Annotated in this window: 26 protein-coding genes and 2 tRNA genes; 7 read left to right on the plus strand and 21 right to left on the minus strand. The window is 68.7% G+C overall.

The annotated features are described in order from the left end of the window. Positions 1-44: 44 nt before the first annotated feature. Positions 45-548: a cell division protein CrgA gene (locus ASD84_RS11515; RefSeq protein WP_235531064.1), complete on the plus strand. Its 504-nt coding sequence runs from the start codon at positions 45-47 to the stop codon at positions 546-548. Between the two features lie 171 nt (positions 549-719). Here ASD84_RS11515 and ASD84_RS11520 read toward each other — a convergent pair whose 3' ends face one another. Further along, entirely contained in the window at positions 720-1,643 is a 924-nt protein-coding gene (locus tag ASD84_RS11520; protein ID WP_056710163.1) for a rhomboid family intramembrane serine protease, read from the minus strand. 30 nt (positions 1,644-1,673) lie between these two features. Further along, positions 1,674-2,180 carry a peptidylprolyl isomerase gene (locus tag ASD84_RS11525; RefSeq protein ID WP_056710166.1) on the minus strand — a complete coding sequence of 169 codons (507 nt, stop codon included), beginning with the start codon at positions 2,178-2,180 and terminating at the stop codon, positions 1,674-1,676. Positions 2,181-2,301: 121 nt separating this feature from the next. Here ASD84_RS11525 and ASD84_RS26015 point away from each other — a divergent pair, with 121 nt between their 5' ends. Continuing rightward, the gene (locus ASD84_RS26015) at positions 2,302-2,427 is read left to right on the plus strand and encodes a hypothetical protein (protein WP_268788468.1); all 126 of its coding nucleotides are present in this window, start codon (positions 2,302-2,304) and stop codon (positions 2,425-2,427) included. A gap of 21 nt (positions 2,428-2,448) precedes the next feature. On the opposite strand, the gene ASD84_RS11530 is transcribed toward ASD84_RS26015, so the two are convergent. The 3 genes from ASD84_RS11530 to ASD84_RS11540 form a co-directional block, all read right to left on the minus strand. Continuing rightward, positions 2,449-2,829, minus strand: a complete 381-nt coding sequence (locus ASD84_RS11530; RefSeq protein ID WP_056710168.1) for a hypothetical protein — start codon at positions 2,827-2,829, stop codon at positions 2,449-2,451. A 151-nt stretch (positions 2,830-2,980) separates the two neighbouring features. Further along, on the minus strand, positions 2,981-3,316 hold the full coding sequence (locus tag ASD84_RS11535; protein WP_056710169.1) for a DUF3817 domain-containing protein: 336 nt from the start codon (positions 3,314-3,316) through the stop codon (positions 2,981-2,983). Further along, on the minus strand, positions 3,313-4,056 hold the full coding sequence (locus ASD84_RS11540) for an SURF1 family protein (protein ID WP_056710171.1): 744 nt from the start codon (positions 4,054-4,056) through the stop codon (positions 3,313-3,315). The genes ASD84_RS11535 and ASD84_RS11540 overlap by 4 nt, the downstream gene beginning before the upstream one ends. A 123-nt stretch (positions 4,057-4,179) precedes the next feature. On the opposite strand from ASD84_RS11540, the gene ASD84_RS11545 reads away from it, so the two are divergent. Both ASD84_RS11545 and ASD84_RS11550 read left to right on the plus strand, forming a co-directional pair. Next, the gene (locus ASD84_RS11545; protein ID WP_056710173.1) at positions 4,180-4,905 is read left to right on the plus strand and encodes a FadR/GntR family transcriptional regulator; all 726 of its coding nucleotides are present in this window, start codon (positions 4,180-4,182) and stop codon (positions 4,903-4,905) included. After that, positions 4,902-5,639, plus strand: coding sequence for a sterol desaturase family protein (locus ASD84_RS11550; protein ID WP_156391785.1), 738 nt, complete (start codon positions 4,902-4,904; stop codon positions 5,637-5,639). Before ASD84_RS11545 ends, ASD84_RS11550 begins: the two co-directional genes overlap by 4 nt. Here ASD84_RS11550 and ASD84_RS11555 read toward each other — a convergent pair. The 3 genes from ASD84_RS11555 to egtB are packed head-to-tail and all read right to left on the minus strand — an operon-like array spanning position 5,636 to position 8,880. After that, positions 5,636-6,592, minus strand: a complete 957-nt coding sequence (locus ASD84_RS11555; protein WP_156391787.1) for a hypothetical protein — start codon at positions 6,590-6,592, stop codon at positions 5,636-5,638. The two genes, ASD84_RS11550 and ASD84_RS11555, sit on opposite strands and share 4 nt — an antisense overlap. Before the next feature lie 30 nt (positions 6,593-6,622). Next, entirely contained in the window at positions 6,623-7,603 is a 981-nt protein-coding gene (egtD, locus tag ASD84_RS11560) for an L-histidine N(alpha)-methyltransferase (protein WP_056710177.1), read from the minus strand. Next, entirely contained in the window at positions 7,600-8,880 is a 1,281-nt protein-coding gene (gene egtB / locus ASD84_RS11565; protein ID WP_056710178.1) for an ergothioneine biosynthesis protein EgtB, read from the minus strand. The genes egtD and egtB overlap by 4 nt, the downstream gene beginning before the upstream one ends. 53 nt (positions 8,881-8,933) lie before the next feature. Between egtB and ASD84_RS11570 the strand changes: the two genes are divergently transcribed. Beyond that, positions 8,934-9,647 carry a flavodoxin family protein gene (locus ASD84_RS11570; RefSeq protein WP_056710957.1) on the plus strand — a complete coding sequence of 238 codons (714 nt, stop codon included), beginning with the start codon at positions 8,934-8,936 and terminating at the stop codon, positions 9,645-9,647. A gap of 17 nt (positions 9,648-9,664) precedes the next feature. Here ASD84_RS11570 and ASD84_RS11575 read toward each other — a convergent pair whose 3' ends face one another. The 11 genes from ASD84_RS11575 to recF all read right to left on the minus strand — a co-directional run bounded on the left by ASD84_RS11575 (position 9,665) and on the right by recF (position 21,416). Further along, a complete protein-coding gene (locus ASD84_RS11575) occupies positions 9,665-11,074 on the minus strand; it encodes a phosphatidylinositol-specific phospholipase C domain-containing protein (RefSeq protein WP_056710180.1) in 1,410 nt (469 codons plus the stop codon). Positions 11,075-11,175: 101 nt separating this feature from the next. Then, on the minus strand, positions 11,176-12,276 hold the full coding sequence (locus ASD84_RS11580) for an alpha/beta fold hydrolase (RefSeq protein ID WP_082573304.1): 1,101 nt from the start codon (positions 12,274-12,276) through the stop codon (positions 11,176-11,178). A gap of 167 nt (positions 12,277-12,443) precedes the next feature. Further along, complete coding sequence (locus tag ASD84_RS11585) at positions 12,444-13,319, minus strand: hypothetical protein (protein ID WP_156391789.1); 876 nt, start codon at positions 13,317-13,319, stop codon at positions 12,444-12,446. A gap of 254 nt (positions 13,320-13,573) precedes the next feature. Then, a tRNA-Ala gene (locus ASD84_RS11590) sits at positions 13,574-13,646 on the minus strand. A gap of 67 nt (positions 13,647-13,713) precedes the next feature. Beyond that, positions 13,714-13,839, minus strand: coding sequence for a DLW-39 family protein (locus ASD84_RS25745; RefSeq protein WP_235531065.1), 126 nt, complete (start codon positions 13,837-13,839; stop codon positions 13,714-13,716). Between the two features lie 58 nt (positions 13,840-13,897). Further along, positions 13,898-13,971 (minus strand) — tRNA-Ile (locus tag ASD84_RS11595). A gap of 134 nt (positions 13,972-14,105) precedes the next feature. After that, positions 14,106-14,609 carry a DUF3566 domain-containing protein gene (locus ASD84_RS11600; RefSeq protein ID WP_082573305.1) on the minus strand — a complete coding sequence of 168 codons (504 nt, stop codon included), beginning with the start codon at positions 14,607-14,609 and terminating at the stop codon, positions 14,106-14,108. Continuing rightward, positions 14,609-17,191, minus strand: a complete 2,583-nt coding sequence (gene gyrA, locus ASD84_RS11605; protein ID WP_235531095.1) for a DNA gyrase subunit A — start codon at positions 17,189-17,191, stop codon at positions 14,609-14,611. Before gyrA ends, ASD84_RS11600 begins: the two co-directional genes overlap by 1 nt. A 111-nt stretch (positions 17,192-17,302) precedes the next feature. Beyond that, positions 17,303-19,393 (minus strand): DNA gyrase subunit B, encoded by a 2,091-nt coding sequence (locus ASD84_RS11610; protein WP_056710189.1) that lies wholly within the window; start codon positions 19,391-19,393, stop codon positions 17,303-17,305. A gap of 294 nt (positions 19,394-19,687) precedes the next feature. Next, entirely contained in the window at positions 19,688-20,287 is a 600-nt protein-coding gene (locus ASD84_RS11615) for a DUF721 domain-containing protein (RefSeq protein ID WP_056710191.1), read from the minus strand. Further along, a complete protein-coding gene (gene recF / locus ASD84_RS11620; RefSeq protein ID WP_056710193.1) occupies positions 20,280-21,416 on the minus strand; it encodes a DNA replication/repair protein RecF in 1,137 nt (378 codons plus the stop codon). The genes ASD84_RS11615 and recF overlap by 8 nt, the downstream gene beginning before the upstream one ends. A 103-nt stretch (positions 21,417-21,519) precedes the next feature. Here recF and ASD84_RS11625 point away from each other — a divergent pair, with 103 nt between their 5' ends. Together ASD84_RS11625 and ASD84_RS11630 are read left to right on the plus strand one after the other, a co-directional pair. Then, a complete protein-coding gene (locus ASD84_RS11625; protein ID WP_082573307.1) occupies positions 21,520-21,954 on the plus strand; it encodes an NINE protein in 435 nt (144 codons plus the stop codon). A gap of 22 nt (positions 21,955-21,976) precedes the next feature. Then, complete coding sequence (locus ASD84_RS11630) at positions 21,977-22,417, plus strand: DUF2752 domain-containing protein (RefSeq protein ID WP_056710195.1); 441 nt, start codon at positions 21,977-21,979, stop codon at positions 22,415-22,417. Positions 22,418-22,425: 8 nt separating this feature from the next. Here the strand turns inward: ASD84_RS11630 and gnd are convergent, their stop codons facing one another. Both gnd and dnaN read right to left on the minus strand, forming a co-directional pair. Then, positions 22,426-23,307: a phosphogluconate dehydrogenase (NAD(+)-dependent, decarboxylating) gene (gnd, locus tag ASD84_RS11635; RefSeq protein ID WP_056710197.1), complete on the minus strand. Its 882-nt coding sequence runs from the start codon at positions 23,305-23,307 to the stop codon at positions 22,426-22,428. A 59-nt stretch (positions 23,308-23,366) separates the two neighbouring features. Next, positions 23,367-24,512, minus strand: a complete 1,146-nt coding sequence (gene dnaN / locus ASD84_RS11640) for a DNA polymerase III subunit beta (protein WP_056710962.1) — start codon at positions 24,510-24,512, stop codon at positions 23,367-23,369. Positions 24,513-24,527: the final 15 nt, after the last annotated feature.

Genomic DNA, 24,527 nt, shown 5'->3' on the forward strand with positions numbered 1-24,527 from the left:
ACAGTGTCTACTACCCAAGTCCCAGAACGATCGAGGAGCCCTCCGTGGCAAAGTTGCCCCGCCTGTCGAAGAGCAAGGAACGCGACGTCCTCGCGCCCGACCGCGGGCCGCTGTTCACGCTGCGGTTCGCGCTCGCCCTGCTGCTCATCGTCGGCGGCATCGCCTGGATCCTCTTCTACTACTTCGGCGTGCGCCCGACTGACGGCTTCGGCAGCATCAACGCCGACGGCAAGCCGAACCAGCCGACCGGCCCCTCGTTCCTGCAGGACCTCGAGGGCAAGAACTACCTGATCGGGTTCATCGCACTCTTCCTCGGCCTGGCCATCTCGGCCCACCCGAAGACGCCGCTGGGCCGCGGCCAGGGTGTCGTGATCGGCATGCTCGGCTGCTTCATCATCGGCCTGATCTGGATCTGCATCTTCTACATCTTCCTCACGGGCAACGACCCGAAGGACCTGGCGATCTTCAACGACCTCGGCCAGAAGAACCTGTTCGTCGGCATCGCCTTCATGGCGGTCGGCTTCACCTTCGCCACCCGCTGGGAGTAACCCACCTCGTTGGTCGAGGAGGTTGCCCAGCAACCTTCTCGAGACCACAACGCCGGCGACCCTTCGGGGTCGCCGGCGTTTGTCGTTCCACAGGTTTGTCCCCAGATGTGGAGAACTACATGGGTGTGATTCATCCACAGCGGTGGATAACCCTGTGGATGAAGGTCCCGGTCAGGTCAGCGTGAGCGTGCGAACGACGGTCGCCGCGACCAGGGCGAGGGCAACCGCACCCAGGCCGATCACCTGGAGCTGGGTACGTCGTCCCTTCGGCGCGTAGGCGATGACAGCAGCGATCAGGGCACCGCCCGCGAGGCCGCCGAAGTGGCCCTGCCAGGACACGTTGGAGAGGGTGAACGTCAGGGCCACGTTGATGCCGATCCACAGCAGCAACCCCTGGAGCTGGCCGCCGACCTTGAAACCGACGATGACCAGCGCACCCATCATCCCGAAGATGGCACCCGAGGCGCCGACGGTGCTGCCGTGCTCGGCAGAGAGCCAGTAGACCGCCACCGAGCCGGCGAGGCCCGAGAGCAGGTAGATGGCAAGGAAGCGCGCCCGGCCGAAGACCTGCTCCAGCTGCGGGCCCAGTACCCACAAGGCCAACATGTTGAAGCCGAGGTGCCACGGTTCGACGTGGGTGAACATGCTGGTGAACAGCTGCCAGTAGGCGCCGTCCTGCACACCGTGGACCCACTGGGCCGTGGCGCCGCCGGTGCAGGTGGCCGCGTCGGTGATGAACGGGTAGTAGGACCCGTCGTCCTCACGGCACGAGCCGGTGGGCTGGAGCGCGAAGTGCTCGTAGAGCCAGCTTCCGTAGCGGCCGGTGGCCATGATCGCGATCCAGACCAGGGCGTTGATGCCGATCAGGACCTGCGAGGTCAGCGCGGGATTCGTGGACCTCGCGCCGCCGTACGCCGCAGTGGCCTGGCGGACGGACTTGCGGCCTTCGGCCACGCACTCGGGGCACTGGAAACCGACGGCAGCATCACTCATGCAGTCGGGGCAGATGGATCGCTCGCAGCGCTGGCAGCGGATCCAGGACTCGCGGTCGGGGTGCCGGTAACAGGTCGGCACCCCGACCGGAGGGTTGGTCATGTGTTCAGTGGAGCTTGTCGAGACCCGAGGTCAGCCGACGATTTCGACGGACTCGATGACGACCGGCTCGACCGGCTTGTCGTTGCGACCGGTCGGGACCGCAGCGATGGCGTCGACGACGTCGCGGCCGGCCTGGTCGGCGACCTCACCGAAGATGGTGTGCTTGAAGTTCAGCCACGTGGTCGCGCCGACGGTGATGAAGAACTGCGAGCCGTTGGTGCCCGGGCCGGCGTTGGCCATGGCGAGCAGGTAGGGCTTGTCGAAGACCAGCTCGGGGTGCGGCTCGTCCTTGAACGTGTAGCCCGGCCCGCCGGTGCCGGTGCCGAGGGGGCACCCGCCCTGGATCATGAAGCCCGGAATGATGCGGTGGAAGGCGAGTCCGTCGTAGAACGGGCCCGTCTTGCCGTTGCCGGCGTCGTACGCCTTCTCGCCCGTGGCGAGGCCGGTGAAGTTCGCGACCGTCTCCGGCGCGTGGTTGGGGAACAGGGTGACGTTGATGTCGCCCTTGTTCGTCTTCAGGATGGCCTGGTCTGCCATGAAATCCTCGTCTCGGTGATGGGTACGTCTTCGTGCGCGGTCGATCCTACGGGCACCCTGCTTGAGCGATGGGACATGCTGGGTCCTGCCCGCACAACCACGACCGCAAGGAGAACTCGGGATGAAGAAGTTGAAGACGCTCGTGCTGGTTGCCGCGCTCGGTGCGGTCGTCGCCGCCGTGGCCAAGAAGGTGCAGGCCGGCAACGCCGGTGCGGCCCAGTGGCAGTCGGCAGACACCGCCGCCTGACCAGCCTCTCGGTGATGGCCGTCAGGCGGCCGGACGTGTCGCTTCGTCCAGGACAACGGCCACCTGTCGGGCCATCACCTCACGGGCAGCATCCACACCCAGCGTCGAGCCCGGACGCGTGAGTTCGACCCGCAATCCATCGGCCAGAGCCAGCAGGGTCACCAGCTGATCCTTCGACGGCGGTCCACCCGCTGGTCGACCAAGCGCATCAGCGACCAGCTGACGCTCATCGTCACGGGTCTCGGCGAGAAGCTCGGCTGGCACGGAGTCGCCAACGAGCACACGCCCCCTTGCGACCTCGTGCCACGCCATCCACACCGTGACACCCATGTGTTCGTGCTCGGTCTCCGGGAAGCGGAACTCCGGGATCTCCGGGTCGAGAACCATCAGCGACTCGCGCACCCACGCGAACCATCGTTGCCCCAAGGCCACGGACGCTGACACCTGGCACCGACATCGAGACGGTCCGTCCACAGGGTCGGTCGGCGGCTGCCCGGCAACCACCCTCACCGCAGGTTGATTGATATCAATCAACCTGGAAACGGGGACCTGCTCAGGAGCTGACGAGCTCGGGGTGCTCCTCGCGCAACCGGTCGGCCACCCGGCGCTCGACCCAGAAGATCAGGCCGGGGATCAGGCCGGCGATCATCATCAGACCGAACTGCGGCAGCGTCCAGCGCGCCTTCTGCGTCAGCACGAACGCCACGGCGACGTAGACCATGTAGATCCAGCCGTGCACCAGCCAGATCGGCGTGAGGTCGTCCCCGAGCTGCTGCAGTCCGCTGCCGTCCTCGAGCAGGTACTTCAGGACGGAACCGACGGTGCCGATGACGAGAAGGACGCCGACCACGAGGGCGAGCACGCGGTAGGTGTTGAAGAGCTTGGTCACGCCTGCGAGCGTACGGCGTCGCGCACGTAGCGCCACCAGAGGAACCCCGCGAACGCCGCGAACACCCACCACTCGATGGCGTAGAGGATGTTGCGCAGGCCGGTGAACCGGCTGGCCGGGGGGAGCTGGTCGAGGGTGGCCGCGGTGACGCCCTCGGCCTGGTCGGCAGGCAGCGGTTCCTCGGTGACGACATAGGCCTCGTAGAGGTCCTGGTCCTCCTCGAGGAGCTGCAGCAGGTCGGCGATCCGCAGCGCCGGGACGACGGCGTCGTCCGGGTCGTCGTCGGGCTCGCCGGCGGCTTCGGTGGGCTGGAGCCAACCCAGGATGTCGACCTCGCCGGACGGGGGAGCCGGAAGGTCCTCGACGGCGGTGTCGGCAGGGACCCAGCCCCGGACGACCGGTACGGCGGGCGCCCCGAGCGCTCCGACGCTGAGCGGAGTGACCAGCCAGCGACCGGGTTCGCCGTCCGCGCTGTCACGGTCGGCGACCAGCACCGTGCCCTCGGCCAGGAAGGTGCCGCGCACCTCCACGGGTCGCCCGAGTCCAGCGGTCTGGAACGGCTGGTCGGGACCGAGCACGTCGGTCAACGGCACCGGCTCAGCCTCGGTCAGGTCGATCCGTTCGGCTGCCCGACGCTCCTGCCAGGCGTCGTACTGCCACACGCCCAGGCCCGCCGCGAACGCGATGCAGACCAGGGCCAGCAGGTGGGCGGCCCACAGTCGCGGGCTCCAGGGGCGCACTCTCGACTCCTGGACCACGGCTGCAGCCTACGAGCCGTCTGTCTGCTCGCGCTCCGCGGGATAGTCCCTGACCAACTGGTCTGACCACTTGACCACCGGACCAAGGCGGTCTACGGTCGCGACATGGCCCTGCGACCCGTCACCCGCCGCTCCGTGTCCGACCAGGTCTTCGACCAGCTCGTCGACGACGTCGTCGACGGCGAGATCGCCGTCGGCGAGGCCCTGCCCAGTGAACGTCGGCTGGCCGAGGTCCTCGGCATCTCGCGTCCCGCGGTCCGTGAAGCCCTCCAGCGGATCGGTCAGACCGGTCTGGTCGAGATGCGCCACGGCGGCGCGACCACCGTCCGTGACTTCCGCCGGTTCGCCGGGCTGGACCTGCTGCCCAAGCTGTTGGTGCGGGGCGGACGCCTCGACGCATCGATCGCCCGCAGCGTGGTCGAGGCCCGCGCCGAGGTCGGACCCGGCATCGCGGCGCTGGCCGCCGAACGCGGTGGGCCCGGGCTTGCGGCCGCGCTGGACGGGGTGGTCGCCGACCTCGAGGCCGCCGACGACGCGGTCGCCTGGCAGCGACTGGCCCTCGACTACTGGGACCTGCTGGTCGACGGAGCAGACTCCCTGGTGTTCCGGCTGATGTACAACAGCCTGCGCACGGCCTACGAGCCCGCGCTGCCGGCCCTCGCCGCGGTGCTCGCCGACGAGGTCGGTCAGGTCGAGCCCTACCGCCTGCTCGCCGCCGCGATCCGGGCCGGCGACCCCGCCACGGCCAGGGCCGCGGCCACCCGCGTCCTCACCCCGACAGCGACGTCCTTGCTCGGCGCGCTGGCCGCTCTGAGCGGACAGGACCAGTGAGCCGGGAAGCCGAGTCGCTCGCGGCACAGCGGGTCGATGCGGACGAAGCGCGACTCATCGTCGGCGACAAGGCCACGGGGCGTCGTACCAACCTCAGCCTGGGGGCGGTGTTCCGGGAGTACTGGAAGCACCCGAGCCCGTACCTGCTCAGCACCTGCCTGATCGCCGCGATCACCGGACGCGTGCTCACCGGGCGCGACGGGGGCGGTTCGTGGTGGGAGCTCGCGATCCCGCTCGGGCTGATCGCGATCCTGCCCGTGGTGGAGTGGCTGGTCCACGTCTTCATCCTGCACTGGCGTCCGCGTCACGTCGCCGGCCTGACCCTGGACCCACTGCTTGCACGCAAGCACCGCGCGCACCACGCCAACCCCCGCGAGATCCCGCTGGTCTTCATCCCGTGGCAGGCGCAGCTCTGGCTGGCACCGGCCTGGGCCGGGCTGGCCTGGCTGGTCACCCCGACCCCGACCGCGATGTTCTCGCTGCTGGTCGCGATCTACCTGCTCAAGTCCGGCTACGAGTGGACGCACTACCTGCTGCACAGCGACTTCCGGCCGAAGTCGGCGCACTACCGCAAGATCTGGCGCAACCACCGCCTGCACCACTACAAGAGCGAGCACTACTGGTTCACCGTCACCTCCGCGGGCACGGCGGATCGGCTCTTCGGTACGGCGCCCGAGCCGAGCAGCGTGCCGACGTCACCGACCGTGCAGCGCCTGCACGACCTCGGTCGCTAGCCGCGGCAGACCGCGAACGGCAGGTGTTGGGTCCGGGTGAGCTCGGCCGCGGCCGCCGGGTCGCCCAGCGTGTAACCGAGCCGACCGGTCGAGGGGTCGGCCACCGGACGGCTCATCGCCAGCGGGAACTCGGGGACGGTCGGCGGCATCACCTCGGCGATCCGGGCACGCTCGAAGGCGTCGGAGCGATCGTCGCCGAGCAGGACCGTGGCGAGCTCGTTGCCGAGGGCCACCCCGAAGCCGTCGAGCTCGTCGAGCCCGCTCAGGGCGGCGGCAGGCGCTGCGGCCAGCTGAGCCTGCATCCCGGCGCCGAAGACGGTGTCGAAGGCCAGGCAGCCGCGTACGAGGTACGTCGACACGGCCTCGCGCCCAGCGAGCCCGACCATCTCTGGTTCGGCTCCCCAGGAATCCGCCACCTCGGGCGGTGCGACCGACGTGACCAGGTGGCGGGCGGCATCGACGGAGGCGCCCTTGAGCGGCCCCACCCCGGCGCGGACGGCGCGCGCCACGTCGGCCATCGAGGTCGTGGGCCGGAACGCCAACACCCAGCCCGCCGAGTCGCCCGCGTAGGTGGCTTCCCAGGCGACGTCGTCCTGGCCGATGCCGAAGTCGGCACGCAGACGGTCCTCGAACGGGCGCAGCATGCCGGACGACAGGGCCGCCGTACGTGGGACCTTGCTCCAGAAGGAGGCCAGCTCAGCCGGCGGACTGGCCTTGTCCAGTGAGCCGAAACCCAGCACGAGGCGCAGCTGGTCGAAGTCGGTCACCATCACCGAGCTGGCCTCGGCCGGCACCAGCACGAGCACGGCGGCCGACGGCTCCAACGACCCGTCGTACTCCACCACGACCGCAGCGGGACTGGGGGCGTCCTGGTAGACCGGCTTCGGATCGCTGCTGCAGGCCGTGAGCAGGGCAAGCCCGGCCAGTACCGCTCCCGTCCGCACGCCCCTCACGGCGCTGATCTTGCCACGCCCGACGCTGGATCAGGGCTTGGTGGCGAGGGTCAGCGCGAAGTCGGCGGGTTCATCGGTCCAGACCCGCCCGACCACCAGGCCCGCCGCCTCCAGCTCGGCCGCCACCTTGCTGATCTTGAACTTGGTCGAGATCTCGACCCGGATCTCCTCGCCCACGTCCAGGTCGAGCACCAGATCTGCGCCCGGTACGGCGACGCGCTGCGGCACCTCGGAGCGCAACCGCATGTCGATCCGCTCCATGTGGGCGTCCCAGAACGGGATGTAGGAGAAGGCCGACTGGTCGAAGTCGGCACCGAGCTCGCGGTTGAGGACCGTCAGCGAGTTGCGGATGAACTCCTCGGTCACGCCGGCCGCGTCGTCGTAGGCGGCGATCAACCGGTCGGTGCTCTTGACCAGGTCGGTGCCGAGGAGCAGCGAGTCGCCGGGCTCCAGGAGATCGGCAAGGATCCCGAGGAACGCACTGCGCTCCTCGAGGTAGAGGTTGCCGATGGTCCCGCCCAGGAACGCGACCATCCGCTGGCCGCCCTCGGGCAGGTGCGAGAGGTGCAGGGTGAAGTCACCGACGACGCCCACCACCTCCAGACCGGGATAGGCGTCGGCGATCTGGGCGGCCGCGTCGCGCAGCGTGCCCTCGGAGACGTCCACCGGGGAGAACCGGGTCAGTTGGCCGGTGCGCGTGAAGGCGTCGAGCAGCAGCCGGGTCTTCTCGCTCGTGCCGCTGCCGAGCTCCACGAGAGCAGTCGCGCCACTGGCCGCCACGATCTCGTCGGCGTGGGCCTCGAGGATCGCCCGCTCGGCGTTGAACGGGTAGTACTCCGGTTGCCGGGTGATCTGGTCGAACAGCGCCGACCCGCGGTCGTCGTACAACCACCGGGGCGGGAGGGTGCGCGGATGGCGGGTCAGGCCCCGGCGTACGTCGTCGACGAGGCTCCCGCTCGCCCAGTCGGGGTCCAGCAGCACGGCCAGCTCCGGCTCGAGGCGTTCACTCATGCGGGCACGCCCCCGTCGGCGAGGCGTACGCCGCTGAGCGCCCAGCGCGCACCGGGCGGGAAGAAGTTGCGGTACGTCGCGCGGGCGTGGTCGGGCGACGTCAACGCGCACCCGCCCCGCAGGACCATCTGGTTGGACATGAACTTCCCGTTGTACTCGCCGATGGCCCCGGCGGCCGGATGGAAGCCGGGGTAGGGGAGGTAGGCCGAAGAGGTCCACTCCCAGCAGTCGCCGCCGACCTGGCGGAGCCGTCCGGTGGCCGGGCCGGCAGCCTGCGGGTGCCACGTGTCGGGGCGACCGACGGCCTCGACGGACGCGCCGTCGGAACGCACGCCGTGCTCCCACTCGGCCTCGGTCGGCAACCGCTTGCCCGCCCACGTCGCATACGCGTCGGCCTCGTAGTGGCTGACGTGGCTCACGGGCAGGCCGGGGTTGACCGGCCAGGTGCCGTTCAGGGTGTGCTCGAACCAGACACCGTCGACCTGGGTCCAGTAGAACGGCGCGTTGTTCCGTTGGTCGACCTTGTCGAGACCCGCCCAGCCGTCGGAGAGCCACAGCTCGGGGCGCTGGTAGCCGCCGTCGGCCATGAACGCCAGCCACTCCTCGTTGGTCACCAACCGGTCGGCCAGCCGGTACGGCTCAAGGTGCACCCGGTGCTCGGGCAGCTCGTTGTCGAAGGAGAATCCGCTGCCGGAGTGGCCGATCTCGACGAGCCCACCCTCGACCTCGACCCATCCGAGCGGGTCGGTGGTCGCACTCGGAGCGGGCGTGCCGGCGTACACCGGCTGCAGCGGGTTGAGGGACAGCACGTGCTTGATGTCCATCAGCAGCAGCTCCTGGTGCTGCTGCTCGTGGTGGAAACCGAGCTCGATGGTGGCGGCCAGCTTGTCGATGCTGCCCTGGTCGAGCGAGTCGACCAGCGTGCGCACCCGGTCATCCACGTTTCTGCGGTAGACGCCGACGTCGTGCGCCCCCGGGCGACTGATCACGCCGCGCTCGGCGCGCGCGTACCGCGGTCCGACCGCCTCGTAGTAGCTGTTGAACAGGAACCAGTACTTGTCCTGGTACGGCGAGAAGCCCGCCTCGTTGTCCGCGAGCAGAAAGGTCTCGAAGAACCACGTCACGTGCGCGCGGTGCCACTTGGTCGGCGAGACGTCGGGCATCGACTGGACCGTCTGGTCCTCCGGGGAGAGCGGAGCGGCGAGCGTTTCGGTGTGGGAACGGACGTCGTCGTACCGCTCCAGGATCGAGTCTGCAGTCCACTGTCCAGCAGTCATGGGTCGAGCCTAGGAGAGTGCGCCGACAAACCGAAGGGTCCATGCTGGATCGCATGTCCGAGACCTACGACTTCAGTGACCTGCGGGCCACCTTCATCAACTGCACCCTGAAGCGGTCACCCGACCTCAGCCACACCGAGGGCCTCGTCGACGTGAGTGCCGCGATCATGCGCAAGCACGGCGTCACCGTCGAGAAGTTCCGCGCGGTCGACCACCCGATCGCGACCGGCGTCTACACGGACATGCGCGAGCGCGGCTGGGACGTCGACGCGTGGCCGGACATCCACCGCACGGTGATGGCCAGCGACATCCTGGTCCTCGCCGGACCGATCTGGCTGGGCGACAACAGCAGTGTCATGAAGCAGGTCATCGAACGGTTGTACGGCGGCAGTGCGGACCTCAACGAGCGCGGGCAGTACGCCTACTACGGGCGGGTCGGCGGTTGCCTGATCACCGGCAACGAGGACGGGGTCAAGCACTGCGCGATGAACATCCTCTACTCGCTGCAGCACCTCGGCTACACGATCCCGCCCCAGGCCGACGCGGGGTGGATCGGCGAAGCCGGGCCGGGGCCGTCGTACCTCGACCCCGGCAGCGGCGGCCCCGAGAACGACTTCACCAACCGCAACACGACGTTCATGACGTGGAATCTGCTGCACCTCGCGCGGATGCTCAAGCAGGCCGGCGGGATCCCGGCGTACGGCAACCAGCGCTCGGCGTGGGACGCCGGCGCCCGGTTCGACCACGAGAATCCCGAGTACCGCTGACGCCGGCGTCACCCCCACTAGAGCAAGTTGGCCTTGATCACCGAGTTCGTCAGGTCGTACGAGATGCCGTCCGCGATCACGATGTCGTCGACGTAGTCGATGTTGACGATGTTCGCCTTGGCCCGCCCGATCGCGCCCTGGTCGATCCAGGTCATCAACAACGGTGTGTTGCGGACGTGCTTGTCGTAGAGGCAGTCGCCGGTGTGGCCCGCTCCTCCCCACGGAGTGTTGGTGTGGAGGATCCAGCCACCGTCCGGGCGTGGGTACCGACCATAGGCGTCGTAGATGTCCTGGGCCGTGGCCATCGAGTTGTTGACGTACACGCCGGCCAGGTCCATCTGGTTCATCGGCCCGGTCGCGCCGTCGGAGTGCGCTGCCCACGGCGCCGCGAAGATCTGGTGTCCGTCAGGTGCCTCGAACTTCCACGACGTGACCTCGCCCCAGTTGAACAGGAGCACGTTGGCCCCGAGGTCCCGCACCCGTCTCGGCGTGAGGGTTTCGAAGTCCAGCCCCGCACTGTTGACCACGTACTGCTCCAGTGCGACATAGGCCTGCTCCCAGGCCCCGCGGTAGGTGCCGTCGAACGCGCCGACGCCCTGGACCCCCTCCACGAGCAGGGACGCGATCACGGTCTCGTCCGGATGGTTCTGGAAGAAGACGGCCATCTCGGAGAGGACGTCGGAGAAGCGGAGGTTGGTCCAGTCGGCGCCGTGGTAGAGCCACCAGTCGCCGTCGCTCGCCTTCCACACCCGTAGGTCGAGGTAGCGGACCCCCGCCCGCAACTGGGCGCCGATGCCGATCGACTGCGTCTTGCTCGAGCAGTCCGTACCCGGGCTGGGCTCCCACATGTTGGAGCACGCTGCGTCGTGCGCGCCCGGGAGCATGATCTCGCTGAGCTTCCGGTCGGCGATGACGTCGGTCTGCTCGCTCATCCAGTTCTCGTTGCCACCGGCGTGGTCGTGCTGGGGGACGAGCTCGAAGGTGACCGGCGAGCCGCTCGCCGGCCATCCCCACTGCAGGGAGCCCGGGGTGTTCGTCGTGTAGAGCCCGGCCTGGTCGGAGGGCCGCACGAGGACCACCTCGTCGGTGTCGGCCACCGGCGCGACCTTGATCGGGAACGCCTTGTCCGGCGTCGGCACCCAGCAAGGGAACTCCGCGCTGGTGCGGTAGCTGCCCAGGTAGCGCACGCCGCCACCGGGGACGTCGATCGCGCAGAGGTACTGCTCGGCCACCGAGCCGCGACGGTCGAGGACCCAACGCACCGGCTGCACGCCGGCGGGTGGTGCCGACGGATCGCCGATGAACTTCGGGATCACCGGGTCGGTGTCGCTCAGCGCCAGCCAGCCGAGCCAGTTGTGCACGCCGTTGTCCTGCTGGACCCAGCGCACCTTGATGTAGTTGATTTCGCCGTCGGACCAATCACCCATGACCGGTCTCCTTCTTTGGGGGGAGTACCAGCACGCTAGTGAGGAGTGGCCGCCCCGTCGTCCGTGGCACCACGGACGGCGGGGCGGTCAGCGGTCGGTCGCTACGGCGTCCAGGCACACAACCCCAGGGTGGCACCGCCGGCGATCAGCGCCGGCACCTCGGCATTGGGGAACGTCTTCGTCTGGCCGCTCTTGCACACGACCGTCTGGTCGCTGTGACCGGCCATGTCGAGCAGGATCTGGTCCCAGTGGCGGTACTGGACCGTGTGACCCTCCCCGGGGTAGACGGTCGTCCTGACCACGTTGGGCAGCGCTTCCTGCCAGTTCTCCATGACACTGGCCGGCACCGTTGTGTCCGCGCCACCCCAGTAGAGGTAGGTGGGCGAGGTGATCTGCGCCGGGTCGACGATGGCGCCCGACAAGCAGGGCAGCTCACCCTCGTGGCTCAACGGGCTCGGATCGACCGGTCCGTCCCCGAGGTGGAAGGAGCGGACCGCGTCGAGATAGGCGGTGGACTGCCAGCCGGGGATGGCGAGAACAGGTGATCCCGGTACCCCCCACCAGGCCTTGGCGTGCTCGTACCAGTACTGGTTCGAAGCGTTGCGCTGCTCGAAGGTCAACGTGCAGTTGCGCGGGTTGCGGTTGGGCAGGGTCGCGTCCGAGGCAGCCGCAGCGTGGAGCGAGATGACACGGTCGGGTACGGCGGCCGCGAGATGTGCGGCATAGGCACCGCCGCCGGAGATCGCCACGGTCACGAAGCGGTCGATGCCGAGGTGGTCGAGCACCGCCAGGACCTCCGCGGTGTAGTCGGCATACCCGAGGGTCAGGTCGAGCGGCGACTCACCGAAGCCGTTGCGCTCGACCGAGATGACACGAAGCCCGAGCTTCTCGCGGCTCGTGCGCGCGAACTCCGACAACTGGAAGGCCTCGAGGCTGGTGCCTTGTCCGCCGATGAAGACCACGGCACGCTGGCCGGGCTGGCCCTCGTCGACGTAGTAGAGGTCCCGGCCTCCATGGTTCAGCGAATGGACCTCGGCACCGATGTGGTCGAACTCGGTCTGCAGCGTGATCGAGGCCGGCTTGGGCTTGGCCGCCTGGGCCGTCACCACGCCCGCCACGAACGCGCCGCTGACGCACGCCGTCACCGCGGTCGCTGTCGCGAGGATCCTGAGTCTTCTGGTTCGTGCCGCTTGCTGTTGCATTGAGCTGTCTCCTTGGGGGGATGGGCCCACCAGTCGACTGGTCGGCCCGCGGTTGGATCTCCTCCCTCCAGAGCGGCTTCAACGTAAAGCGCCTCCTCACCGGCCGACAATGGCAACTTCCGGCTACGTGCTGACCCCACCTGCGGCCCGAGCCCAAGGCATCGGACCTAGCTCAACGCGGCGATGCGGTTGCGCACCCATGCCTCGTTGACGCGACGGAAGGCTGCCTGGGAGAACCTGATGTCCCGCCCATCCGTCGAGTCGATCGACTCATTCATCGAAGCCCGGATCAATGCCGGCGGCTTGAACGCAAAGGTGCTGGCCCACGGTCCGTACACCGACGGTTCGAGGACGGTCAGCGCACCGGGCACGATCTTGAATTCCACCGACTCGTCGTCGCCGAACTTCGGACCTGCCTTCAGCCGGGCGTAGCCGTCGGCCACCTCTTTCCGAGTGCTGCGCCCAGCGGCCAGTGACACCCGCACCCGCTTTCCGGCGTACGTGCAGAGGAGCCCGGCTTCGTCGGTGTCATGTCCGGTGGCGTACTTCACCTCGCCGACCGCCGCCGTGACCATTTTCGAGCGCGGCGACGGGCAGGCGCGCGGAACCTGGATCGGATGCTCGTGCATGCCCGGAGTCGCCTGGTCGAGCAACGTGGTGAGGAGCTGCTGGACGGTTGCCTGAGAGCCCTGGAACCACCCCGAGCCGACGAACACCGCGTAGTCACCCTTGCGTGCCCACGCGTCGAAGCCGTACTTCGAGTCGCGCACGTAGAGCGCCTCGTCGCCCACACCAGCGAGGGGTGTCAGCGTTCCTCTGAAGTCGGCCGAGCGGCGAAGGTCCGCGGCGAACTTCCGGCCGGGAACCTGGCTGAAGCCGTAGTAGATGAGCGCGACGCCGTCGTTGCCGGCGACGACACAACGGGCCAGCCGTGCGTCGCCGGGATCCATCTCCGCACCGACGCCCGTCACCTTCTCGGCGCCGATCACCTCGAACTGGTCGTCGGCGGAGAGCAGTGCACACGTGTCGACCGGGGCGTGCATCGCCTGCTCGTCCACAGCAGTGTCCGAAGCCGCGGCACTGGGACGGGTCGGAACGTGTCGCGAATCCTCTTCGGGTCCGCCTGACCGGTCCTGGTTGCTGCAGCCCGACATGGCCAGCACCACGCAAGCCAACAGGACGGCGAACGGAGCACGCCGGACTCCCGAGAGGTTCATGGATGAGGACGTTCCCCTGTCGGGTCGGGACAAACCGCACAAACAGGAAGAAACCGCAGGGTGAGCTGCGGTTTCATCGGTGGAGCCTAGGAGATTCGAACTCCTGACATCTGCCTTGCAAAGGCAGCGCTCTACCAGCTGAGCTAAGGCCCCTCGTGCACCGGCGTCTCGATCCGCCGCTCGTTGCTGGCGGCTTCTCGACGACCCCGGTGCGGGTTGTTCAGTTCTTGGGGAGGGTGTCGGTGGCCTCGGCCCACAGGGCCTGCTCCGCCTTGCTCTCCTGGAGCTTCTTGCGTGCGAACACGGCTCCGGCAGCGGCGAGCGCTGCGAGAATCAGCTTCTTCACTGGTCCACTCCTTTTTCGAAGAAGCCCCGGTCTGCGTGTCCGCAGCCGGGGCAACTTGTGGGCCTAAGAGGACTTGAACCTCTGACCCCCACATTATCAGTGTGGTGCTCTAACCGTCTGAGCTATAGGCCCGGGTGGCCTGCTGCTTCTGGGTGGAAGCCCCTCCGCAGCAGACCGAGAAGGAACCTTACCGGAGCACTCGATCACCGAACAAAACGCGGGGTTTCGAGGCTCGCTCCGCTCGCACCTCAACCACCGGATTCAGGTCAGTGCGGGTCCTCGGCGAGGGTGATCTCGACGCCACCGAGGAGGGCGGCCGCCATGTTGTAGAGGAACGCGGTGAGCGTCGCCGTCGCGGTGATGAGTACGACGTCGATGGCTGCCACGAGCATCGTGAAGCCGAGCACGCGGCTGGTGCCGACGTAGTCCTCGATCCGGAATCCGGCGACGTCCTCGCCGCCGATGCTCTCCTGGATCGTGGAGTTGATCGAGTCCCAGACACCCGCGGCGCCGAGCACCTGCCACACCATCGCCACCGAGACGACGGTGACGACGGCGAACGCGATGGAGAGCAGGAAGGCGGTCTTCATGACCGACCACGGGTCGATCCGCGTCAGCCGCAGGCGAGCCCGCCGCGGTGCGCGACCCCGGGCGGCGGCCGCAGCAGCGGCAGCGCCCGGTTGTCCAGCCTGGAAGCGCGCCGACTGACCTGCGCCCGGCGCCGCCGCGAAGGCGGTGCGGCTCGCCGTGTCATCGATGCGCTCGGTCATCAGCTCTCACTCTCTCCGGTTTCGGATGCCTCGATTGTGGCATCCGGAGCCTGATCGAGCGATTCCGTCGCTGCGACGGGGGCGTCGGCGGTCACGTCGGCGGTCGCTTCGGCCTCTTCGCCCGCGCCCTCCTCGTCGAGCTCCTTGGCCTCGACCGATCGAGCGACGACCGCAACGGAGTCACCCTTCTTCGGCGTGACGAAGTTGACGCCCTGCGTGGAGCGTCCGGTGACCCGGAAGTCCTCGTTGATCGGGCTGCGCACGACCTGGCCGGTGGCGGTGATCGAGAGGATCTCGTCGCCGTCGACGACGATGAAGGCGCCGACCAGCGAACCGCGCTCCTCGTTGGTGAGGGTCATCGCCTTGATGCCGAGACCGCCCCGCGACTGGAGGCGGTACTCCGAGATCCGGGTCCGCTTGGCCTTGCCCGCGTCGGTGATCGTGAAGACGTACTGGACGTTGTCCGCTGCCTCCTCGTGCGCGACGTCGGCCGCGCGGATCACGGCCATCGACAGCAGCGCGTCGCCACTGCGGAACTTCATGCCCGTGACGCCGGAGGTGGCCCGGCCCATCGGCCGCAGCTGCGAGTCGTCGGCGGGGAAGCGGATGGCCTGGCCCTTGCGGGAGACCAGCAGGATGTGGTCCTCGCTGTTGACCAGCTCGGCCCCGATCAGCTCGTCGTCGTCCTCGCGGAAGTTGATCGCGATGACGCCGGCCTGACGCGGACTGTTGTAGTCACCCAGTCGGGTCTTCTTGACCAGACCACGCCTGGTCGCGAGGACGAGGTACGGCGCCTGCTCGTAGTCCCGGATCGCCAGCACCTGGGCAATCGACTCGTCCGGCTGGAACGACAGCAGCCCGGCCACGTGGCCGCCCTTGGCGTCGCGCGACGCCTCGGGCAGGTTGTAGGCCTTGGTGCGGTAGACCCGGCCGGCCGTGGTGAAGAACAGCAGCCAGTGGTGGTTGGTCGTCGAGATGAAGTGCTCGACGACGTCGTCGCCACGCAGCGAGGCCCCACGAACGCCCTTCCCGCCGCGCTTCTGCGTGCGGTACTGGCTGGCGAGGGTCCGCTTGGCGTAGCCGCCGCGGGTGATGGAGACGACGAGCTCCTCGTCGGGGATGAGGTCCTCCATCGACAGGTCACCGTCGGCGGCGATGATCTGCGAGCGCCGGTCGTTGCCGTACTTCTCGACGATGCCGCCGAGCTCGTCGATGACGATCTGCCGCTGGCGGCTGACGTTGGCGAGGATGTCGCGGTAGTCGGCGATCTCGAGCTCGATCTCGGCGAGCTCGTCGATGATCTTCTGGCGCTGCAGGGCTGCGAGCTGGCGCAGCTGCATGCCGAGGATCGCGGTGGCCTGGAGCTCGTCGACGTCGAGCAGCGCCTGCAGGCCCGTGTTCGCCTCGGCGACGTCGGGTGAACGCCGGATGAGCGCGATCACCTCGTCGAGCATGTCGAGCGCCTTGACCAGGCCGCGCAGGATGTGGGCCCGTTCCTCGGCCGCCCGCAGCAGGTACTCGGTACGACGCCGGATGACCTCGACCTGGTGGGTCACCCAGTTGCTGATGAACTGGTCGATCGTCAGCGTGCGCGGCACGCCGTCGACCAGCGCCAGCATGTTCGCGCTGAAGTTGGTCTGCAGCTCGGTGTGCTTGAGCAGGTTGTTGAGGACGACCCGGGCAACGGCATCGCGACGGAGCACGACCACCAGGCGCTGGCCGGTGCGGTCCGAGGTGTCGTCGCGGACATCGCTGATGCCCTGCACCTTGCCGGAGTCGGCGAGCTCGGCGATCTTCAGCGCCAGGTTGTCCGGGTTGACCATGTAGGGCAGCTCGGTGATGACCAGGCAGGTCCGTCCCTTGCTGTCCTCGTCGACCTCGATCACCGCGCGCTGGGTGATCGAGCCACGACCGGTGCGGTAGGCCTGCTCGATGCCGGTGGTGCCGACGATGAGCGCGCCGTTGGGGAAGTCGGGGCCCTTGATCCGCTCCAGGAGGGCTTCCTGGAGCTCCTCACGGGTGGCGTCGGGGTTCTCGAGCGCCCACGTCGCACCGGCGGCGACCTCGCGCAGGTTGTGCGGCGGGATGCTGGTGGCCATGCCGACCGCGATGCCGGCCGAGCCGTTGACCAGCAGGTTCGGGAACCGGGCCGGCAGGACCTTCGGCTCCTCGGAGCGACCGTCGTAGTTCGGCTGGAAGTCGACGGTCTCCTTCTCGATGTCGCGGACCATCTCCAGCGCGAGCGGCGCCATCCGGCACTCGGTGTACCGCATGGCCGCGGCGGAGTCGTTGCCCGGCGAACCGAAGTTGCCCTGGCCGTTGATCAGCGGCGCACGCATCACCCACGGCTGGGCGAGGCGGACGAGGGTGTCGTAGATCGCGGTGTCACCGTGCGGGTGGTACTGACCCATCACGTCACCGACGACACGGGAGCACTTGGAGAAGCCGCGGTCCGGACGGTAGCCGCCGTCGTACATGGCATAGAGGACGCGCCGGTGCACGGGCTTGAGGCCGTCGCGCACGTCGGGCAGCGCCCGGCCGACGATGACCGCCATGGCGTAGTCGATGTAGGCGCGCTGCATGGAGGTCTGCAGCTCGATGGGCTCGATCCGGCCGCCGAGCGGGACGGGAGTCTCAGTCACGATTGGTCTTTCTGCTGTCGTCTATCGATGTCTAGGAAAACTGCGAGAGTTCTAGATATCGAGGAATCGGACGTCCTTGGCGTTGCGCTGGATGAAGGACCGACGCTGCTCGACGTCCTCACCCATCAGGATCGAGAAGATCTCGTCGGCCTGGGCCGCGTCGTCGAGGGTCACCTGCAGCATCAGGCGCTGATCGGGGTCCATCGTGGTCTCCCACAGCTCCTTGGCGTTCATCTCACCGAGACCCTTGTAGCGCTGGACCGGGTTCTCCTTGGGGAGCTTCTTGCCCTTGCTCAGGCCGTCGGCCATCAGGGTGTCGCGCTCGTGGTCGGAGTAGACGAACTCGTGCTCGGCTGGCTTGTTCCAGCGCAGCCGGTAGAGCGGCGGCTGGGCCATGTAGACGTAGCCGTGCTCGATCAGCGGCTTCATGAAGCGGAACAGGAGCGTCAGCAACAACGTGTTGATGTGGTGGCCGTCGACGTCGGCGTCCGCCATCAGCACCACCTTGTGGTAGCGCAGCTTGTCCTCGTTGAACTCCTCGTGGATCCCCGTGCCGAGCGCGGAGATGATCGAGAGCACCTCGGTGTTGGCGAGCACCTTGTCGATGCGCGCCTTCTCGACGTTGAGGATCTTTCCGCGGATCGGGAGGATCGCCTGGATGCGCGGGTCGCGTCCCTGACGGGCCGAGCCACCGGCGGAGTCACCCTCGACGATGAAGACCTCGCACTCCTCGGGGTTCGTCGACTGGCAGTCCGACAGCTTGCCCGGCAGGCTGCCGCCGCCCAGCAGGCCCTTGCGGCCGCGGGCCAGGTCGCGGGCCTTGCGAGCCGCGATCCGTGCGGTCGCCGCGGCCTGCGCCTTGCGGATGATGTCCTTGCCCTCGCTGGGGTTCTCCTCCAGCCAGGCACCGAGGCGGTCGTTGACGATCGACTGCACGAAGCCCTTGGCCTCGGTGTTGCCGAGCTTGGCCTTGGTCTGGCCCTCGAACTGAGGCTCGGAGATCTTGAGGCTGATGATCGCCGTCAGGCCTTCACGGATGTCGTCACCGGTGAGGCGATCTTCCTTCTTCTTGATCATTCCCCACTCCTCACCCCACTTGTTGATGAGTGTGGTGAGCGCCGCGCGGAAGCCCTCTTCGTGGGTGCCGCCCTCGGGGGTGTTGATCGTGTTCGCGAAGGTGTGGACCGACTCGTTGTACGACGTCGTCTGCCACTGCATCGCGAGCTCGAGGCTCATCGGGTTGTTGGCGTCGACCGCGGTCTCGGCGTCGAAGTCGATGATCGCGCCGACCGTCTGCTTGCGACGGTTGAGGAAGTCGACGTAGTCGGCCAGGCCGCGCTCGTACTGGAAGACCTGCTCGAGGGCCTTGTGGCCGTCGACCTCGGTCGCGTGGATCTCGGTCGCCGCAGCGGCGACGCCCTCGATGTCGGTCGTGCCGTCCTCGACCGCGTCGGCCAGCTCCTCGGCCTTGGGACGGGCGTCGACCAGGACGATCTTCAGGCCCTTGTTGAGGAAGGCCATCTCGCGGAAACGCGTGGAGATCGTCTCGAGGTTGTAGTCGGTGGTCTCGAAGATGTCGGGGGAGGCCCACCATGTGACGGTGGTGCCCGTGCCCTCGCCGTCCTCGAGGGGGCGGACCTGGCGCAGGGTGTAGTCGGGCACACCGAGGGAGAACTCCTGCTCCCAGAGGAAGCCGCGGTTCTTCACCTCCAGGTGCAGGTGCGTCGAGAGCGCGTTGACGACCGACGAACCCACACCGTGCAGACCACCGGAGACCTTGTAGCCGCCGCCGCCGAACTTGCCACCGGCGTGCAGGACGGTCAGCGCCAGCGTCGCGGCGGGCAGCTCCTGCCCGGGAGCGGTGTCGGTGGGGATGCCGCGGCCGTTGTCGATCACGCTGATCGAGCCGTCGGGGTTGAGCGTGATGTTGATCGTGTCGCAGTAGCCGGCGAGCGCCTCGTCGACCGCGTTGTCCACGATCTCCCAGATCAGGTGGTGCAGGCCGCGCTCACCGGTCGAACCGATGTACATGCCGGGGCGCTTGCGGACTGCTTCGAGTCCCTCCAGCACCTGGATCGCCGAGGCGTCGTACTCGACCTCATCGGCGGGAACCGCGGGCACGGGCTGGTTGTCGTCGGACACGCAGGACCTCTTCTGGCTGGACCTCGAACTCGCCATGCCGGAGGCATGGCGAAGGCCGAGTCGTGCGCACAGGTGACGCGTTCCCGGCCAGACGGCCATTCTAGCCTGCTGAAGGCCTCAGAACACGTTCCATGCCCTCCGGATGGGGGGATCCTTGTGGAAATCCCGCCCTGAGCGGCTCATAACGCCGGTTTGGAGGGCCGGAGAGGGGGTCCGCTGTGTCCCTGTACGGCTGAGGGGGCCGTTCGGGCCGCAGATCCGCCCCCACATCCGCGCGGGCCGATCACCCCCGGCTCACCCGTAGGTGTCGCGCGGGCCGCGCCCGTCCCGCACGCCGCGCTTGCCGTGCTTCCAGGTCGGCGCGAGCGGCCCCAGGACCTCCACCACCGTGACCGTGCCGGTGCCGAGCTCCTCGTTGAGGCGGCGCACGATGGTCGTGGCGAGCAGCTTGAGCTGGGTCGCCCACGCCGTCGACTCGGTGCGCACGATCAGGACCCCGTCGACCAGTGACTCGGGCGTGGAGTGGGCGCCGATCTCGTCCCCGACGATCTCGGTCCAGCGCCCGAACACCCCGCGGACCTGCAGGTCCAGGGCCCAGCCGCGGTCCTTGATGAGCTTGCCGATCTCGCCGGTCAGGCCCTGCGGGTCGCGGCCGTCGGGATGGGCGCTGCTGTACTGCGGGTCGCCGCGGCGACCGCGCGAGCCGGGGCGAAAGGTGCCGTTGGGGGAGACCGTGGTGTCGGAGAACCGCCCGCCGCGGCGCTTGGCGGGCGTCGTGCTCGACCCGGCGGTGCCGAGCGTCTGGGCACGGGCCAGGTCGAGACCGTCCGCGTGGTGCTCGGGTTCGGGCTCGACGGCGTCCGTCTCCTCCGTGCTGTCCTCGGGTTCAGTCACGGGTCACCTCACCGCCGGCCACCTGGAAGGTGACGCCGCGCAGCTGGGGAGGGACGTCGGCCGCGACCGCCGCCGTGACCAGCACCTGCTCGGCACCGGCGACGAGCTCCGCCAGCTGGGTACGGCGTTCGGCGTCGAGCTCGGCGAACACGTCGTCGAGCACCAGGATCGGGTCGTCGCCGTCGGCCCGCAGGAGGTCGTACGACGCCAGCCGCAGCGCGAGCGCGAACGACCAGGACTCCCCGTGGCTGGCGTAGCCGCGCACCGGCAACCGCTGGTCGTCACCCGGGCCCAGGGTCAGCAGGATGTCGTCGCGGTGCGGGCCGACCAGGGTGACGCCGCGACCGATCTCGTCGTGCTGGCGGCGGGCGAGCTCGGCACGGAAGCTTCCCGTGAGGTCTTCGTCGTCGACCGGCGCCGGCACGCTCGGCTGGTACTCCAGGCGCGCGTCGTCGCGCGAGGCTCCACGCGCCACCGCCTCATAGGCCTTCCCGAGGTACGGCGCGAGGTCGGTCGCCAGTGCCTGGCGGGCCGCGAGCAGCTCGGTGCCGGTGGCGACGAGGTGGTCGTCCCACACCGCCAGCGTCGCCAGGGCGCTCTCGCGCGAGGAGCCGCGGGCGGCGTACATCGTCTTCAGGAGGGTGTTGCGCTGGCGCAGCACGCGCTCGTAGTCGGACAGGACGCCGGCCATCCGCGGCGTGCGGAGCACGATCAGGTCATCGAGGAACCGCCGCCGCTGGCTCGGGTCGCCCTTGACGAGGGCGAGGTCCTCGGGGCTGAACACCACGGTGCGAACGATCCCGGCGAGGTCGCGGGCCCGCGACAGCGGCGAGCGGTTGATGCGGGCGCGGTTGGCGCGACCCGGGTTGAGCTCGACCTCGAGGATGGCGGTGCGTCCTTCCCGGACGACCGCGGCCCGGATGACCGCCTGCTCGGTACCCGCCCGGATCAACGGCGCATCCGTGGCCACCCGGTGCGACGACAAGCGCGAGAGGTAGTCGATCGCCTCGACCAGATTGGTCTTGCCCTGACCGTTGCGCCCCACGAATGCGGTGACTCCCGCTTCGAGCGCCACGTCGACATCGGCGTAGGACCGGAAGTCGTGGAGGGTCAGATGCGAGACGTGCACAGCCCCATCATCCCCCTCCCTGACCACAACTTTTACGTGCCTCAAAGGACATCCTGCGGGGCAACATGTTTGAAGGGGCCTTCGGGGACCTAGGCTGACGTCCATGACGCAACCTCCCCAGAACCCTCCGCCCCCCGGCGGCTACGGCTACGGCGCCTCCGCGCCCATCCCCACCGGCGGCCCGTACTTCGTGAACGTGCTCGGCCAGGAGCAGGGCCCGATCGACTTCAACACCCTTGCCCAGATGGCCGTTTCCGGCCAGATCAAGTCCGACGCCCCGGTGCGCTCGGCTGACAGCCAGCAGTACATCGCGGCCAAGGACGTCCCCGGTCTGTACTCCGAGAAGGAGTGGCTGACCGTTGTCCTGCTCTCGTGGCTGCTCGGCAGCTTCGGTGTCGACCGCTTCTACCTCGGCCAGACCGGTCTGGGCCTCGGCAAGCTGTTCACCTGCGGTGGCTGCGGCATCTGGGCGATCTACGACCTGATCATGTTCGCGCTGCGCAAGCAGCACGACGCTGACGGCCGCCCCTTCCGCTGAGCACCCACCCTGCATCAGACGCGTGACCACGACCCCGCCCGCCACTGAGGAGTCCTCCACCAGGAGCCTCCTGCGACACGTCCGCCTCTCGAGCGCGGACGTCGTCGCGGCGGGTGGGGTCGCTGCCGTCGGGGTGGCCTTCCTGTTGTCCCCCGACCACATCGAGGACGGGCCGATCCTGTGCCCGTTCCGCGGCCTCACCGGTCTGCCCTGCCCCGGGTGCGGCCTGACCCGGTCCTGGGTCTACGGCGCCCACGGCTGGTGGCGGGAGTCCTTCTCCGCCAACCCGTTCGGCCTGGTGGCGCTGGCGGCCGTCGTGACCTTCGTCGTCCTGGTCGTCGTACGACGCGCGCGGCGACTGCCGCCGCCCTCGCTGGACAAGATGCTGCGGCACCCGGTGGCCATCGGCCTGGGTGCGATCTGGCTGGTCTACGGGCTGATCCGCCTCGTCCTCGCCATCTGACTTCTGCGTCAGTCCTTCTTGATGCTGTGGCCGCCGAAACCGGCACGCATCGCCGAGATCGCCTTCATGGCGTGGTCCTCCGGCTGCCGCGAAACGAAGCGCGCGAACAGCGACGCGGAGATGGCCGGCATCGGGACAGCGTTCTCGATCGCGGCCTCGACCGTCCAGCGACCTTCACCCGAATCGTCGGCGTAGCCGCGGATCCCGTCGAGGTGCTCGTCGGCGCGGAGTCCTTCGACGAGCAGGTCCAGCAGCCAGGAGCGGACGACCGTTCCGGTGCGCCAGGACGCGAAGATCTCGGGCACGTTCTCGACGATGTCGACCTTGTCGAGCAGCTCCCAGCCCTCGGCGTAGGCCTGCATCATCGCGTACTCGATGCCGTTGTGGACCATCTTGGCGAAGTGACCGGCGCCCGGCGTCGGGCCGCAGTGCACCAGACCGTCCTCGGTGTCGGTGGGCTTGAGTGCCTCGAACGCGGGCATCACCTTCGCGGCGTCGTCGACCGAGCCGCCGTACATCAGGGCGTAGCCGTTCTGCAGGCCCCAGACCCCGCCCGAGGTGCCGCAGTCGACGAAGCCGATGCCGTTCTCGGCAAGGGAGGCAGCGTTGATCGCGTCGTCGGTGTACTTGGAGTTGCCGCCGTCGACCACCACGTCGCCGGCGCTGAGCAGGCCCTTGAGCTCGGTGATCGTGGAGCGCGTCGGGTCACCGGCCGGGACCATCACCCACACGACCTTGGGGGAGGGGAGTGCCTCGACCAGCGCGGCCAGGCTCTCCACGTCGGCAAGGTCGGGGTTGCGGTCGTAACCGACGACGGTGTGACCCGCGTTGCGCAGGCGGGTGCGCATGTTGCCACCCATCTTGCCGAGTCCGACCAGTCCGATGTCCATGGGCGCAATCCTCCAGGTGGTGATGAAAGGGGTGCTGTGGGTGGCTCAGCGCGAAGAGGTCAGCTCAGGAGGCGGCGCGGCATGAGCAGGTAGCGGAACGAGCCGCCGTCGGTCGGCGCCGTCTCGTCGCCCGTGCCGCTGATGACGACCGGCTTCGAGGCCTGCGTGAACGCCAGCTCGACGACCGGTTCGTCGATCGCGCCGAGGCCGTCGAGCAGGAACGCCGGGTTGAACCCGGTGACCAGGTCCTCACCGTCGATCTGCGCGGGGACCGACTCCGAGGCCTGGGCGTCGTCGCCCGAGCCGGCGTCGAGGATCAGCGCACCGTCGCGGAAGCTGAGCTGGACGGCGGTGTTGCGGTCGGCAACGAGCGAGACGCGCTTGACCGACTCGATCAGCTCGGCCCGGTCGATCCGCGCCACGGTCAGCTTCTCGCTCGGGAAGAGCGCCCGCACCTTGGGGAACTCACCGTCGAGCAGTCGCGTCGTCGTACGACGCACGCCACCGGGGCCGGTGCCCTCGAAGCCGATGATGCCGTCGCCGGCACCGGAGGCCGAGAGCGCGATCGTGACTTCAGGACCCGCGGTCAGCGACTTGGCGGTGTCGCCGAGGACCTTCGCCGGGACCAGGGCGGCCATCGTCACGTCGGGGGTGCCCGGGTTCCAGGTCAGCTCGCGCTGCGAGAGCCGGAACCGGTCGGTCGCGAGCAGGGCGATCGTGTCGCCCTCGATCTCGACCCGGACGCCGGTGAGGACGGGGAGCATGTCGTCGCGACCCGCTGCGGTCACGGCTTGCGCGACGGCGTGGGCGAAGGCCTCGCTCGGCACGGTACCGGTGGCCGAGGGCATGTCCGGGATCGAGGGGTAGTCCTCGACGGGCATCGTCTGCAGCGAGAAGCGCGAGGAACCGCAGGTCAACGAGACCCGGGTGCCGTCGAGGGTGATGTCGACCGGCTTGTTCGGGAGGCTGCGGCAGATGTCGGCGAGCAGCCGGCCACTGACCAGCGCCTTGCCCTCGTCGCTGACCTCAGCAGTGAGGGTGGCCCGAGCCGACGTCTCGTAGTCGAAGGTCGACAGGATCAGGCCCTCGTCGCTGGCCTCGATCAACAGGCCGGCGAGGACGGGGGCACTGGGGCGCACCGGAAGGCTGCGAGCAGCCCAGGCCACGGCGTCGGCGAGGACGTCACGGTCGACACGGAACTTCACGGCGTCGTACCTCAT

It is taken from the genome of Nocardioides sp. Root682 (genome assembly GCF_001427795.1).
Lineage (GTDB): Bacteria > Actinomycetota > Actinomycetes > Propionibacteriales > Nocardioidaceae > Nocardioides.

Excerpts from the sequence above, each read along its gene's own strand:
- ASD84_RS11520 (WP_056710163.1), bottom strand. The coding sequence starts at position 1,643 with ATGACCAACCCTCCGGTCGGGGTGCCGACCTGTTACCGGCACCCCGAC.
- ASD84_RS11600 (WP_082573305.1), bottom strand. The coding sequence starts at position 14,609 with ATGACCGAGCGCATCGATGACACGGCGAGCCGCACCGCCTTCGCGGCG.
- ASD84_RS11580 (WP_082573304.1), bottom strand. The coding sequence starts at position 12,276 with ATGCAACAGCAAGCGGCACGAACCAGAAGACTCAGGATCCTCGCGACA.
- ASD84_RS11625 (WP_082573307.1), top strand. The coding sequence starts at position 21,520 with ATGACGCAACCTCCCCAGAACCCTCCGCCCCCCGGCGGCTACGGCTAC.
- ASD84_RS11525 (WP_056710166.1), bottom strand. The coding sequence starts at position 2,180 with ATGGCAGACCAGGCCATCCTGAAGACGAACAAGGGCGACATCAACGTC.
- ASD84_RS26015 (WP_268788468.1), top strand. The coding sequence starts at position 2,302 with ATGAAGAAGTTGAAGACGCTCGTGCTGGTTGCCGCGCTCGGTGCGGTC.
- ASD84_RS11575 (WP_056710180.1), bottom strand. The coding sequence starts at position 11,074 with ATGGGTGATTGGTCCGACGGCGAAATCAACTACATCAAGGTGCGCTGG.
- gyrA (WP_235531095.1), bottom strand. The coding sequence starts at position 17,191 with ATGCAGCGCGCCTACATCGACTACGCCATGGCGGTCATCGTCGGCCGG.
- egtD (WP_056710177.1), bottom strand. The coding sequence starts at position 7,603 with ATGAGTGAACGCCTCGAGCCGGAGCTGGCCGTGCTGCTGGACCCCGAC.
- ASD84_RS11545 (WP_056710173.1), top strand. The coding sequence starts at position 4,180 with ATGGCCCTGCGACCCGTCACCCGCCGCTCCGTGTCCGACCAGGTCTTC.
- ASD84_RS11585 (WP_156391789.1), bottom strand. The coding sequence starts at position 13,319 with ATGCACGCCCCGGTCGACACGTGTGCACTGCTCTCCGCCGACGACCAG.
- egtB (WP_056710178.1), bottom strand. The coding sequence starts at position 8,880 with ATGACTGCTGGACAGTGGACTGCAGACTCGATCCTGGAGCGGTACGAC.
- ASD84_RS11570 (WP_056710957.1), top strand. The coding sequence starts at position 8,934 with ATGTCCGAGACCTACGACTTCAGTGACCTGCGGGCCACCTTCATCAAC.
- gnd (WP_056710197.1), bottom strand. The coding sequence starts at position 23,307 with ATGGACATCGGACTGGTCGGACTCGGCAAGATGGGTGGCAACATGCGC.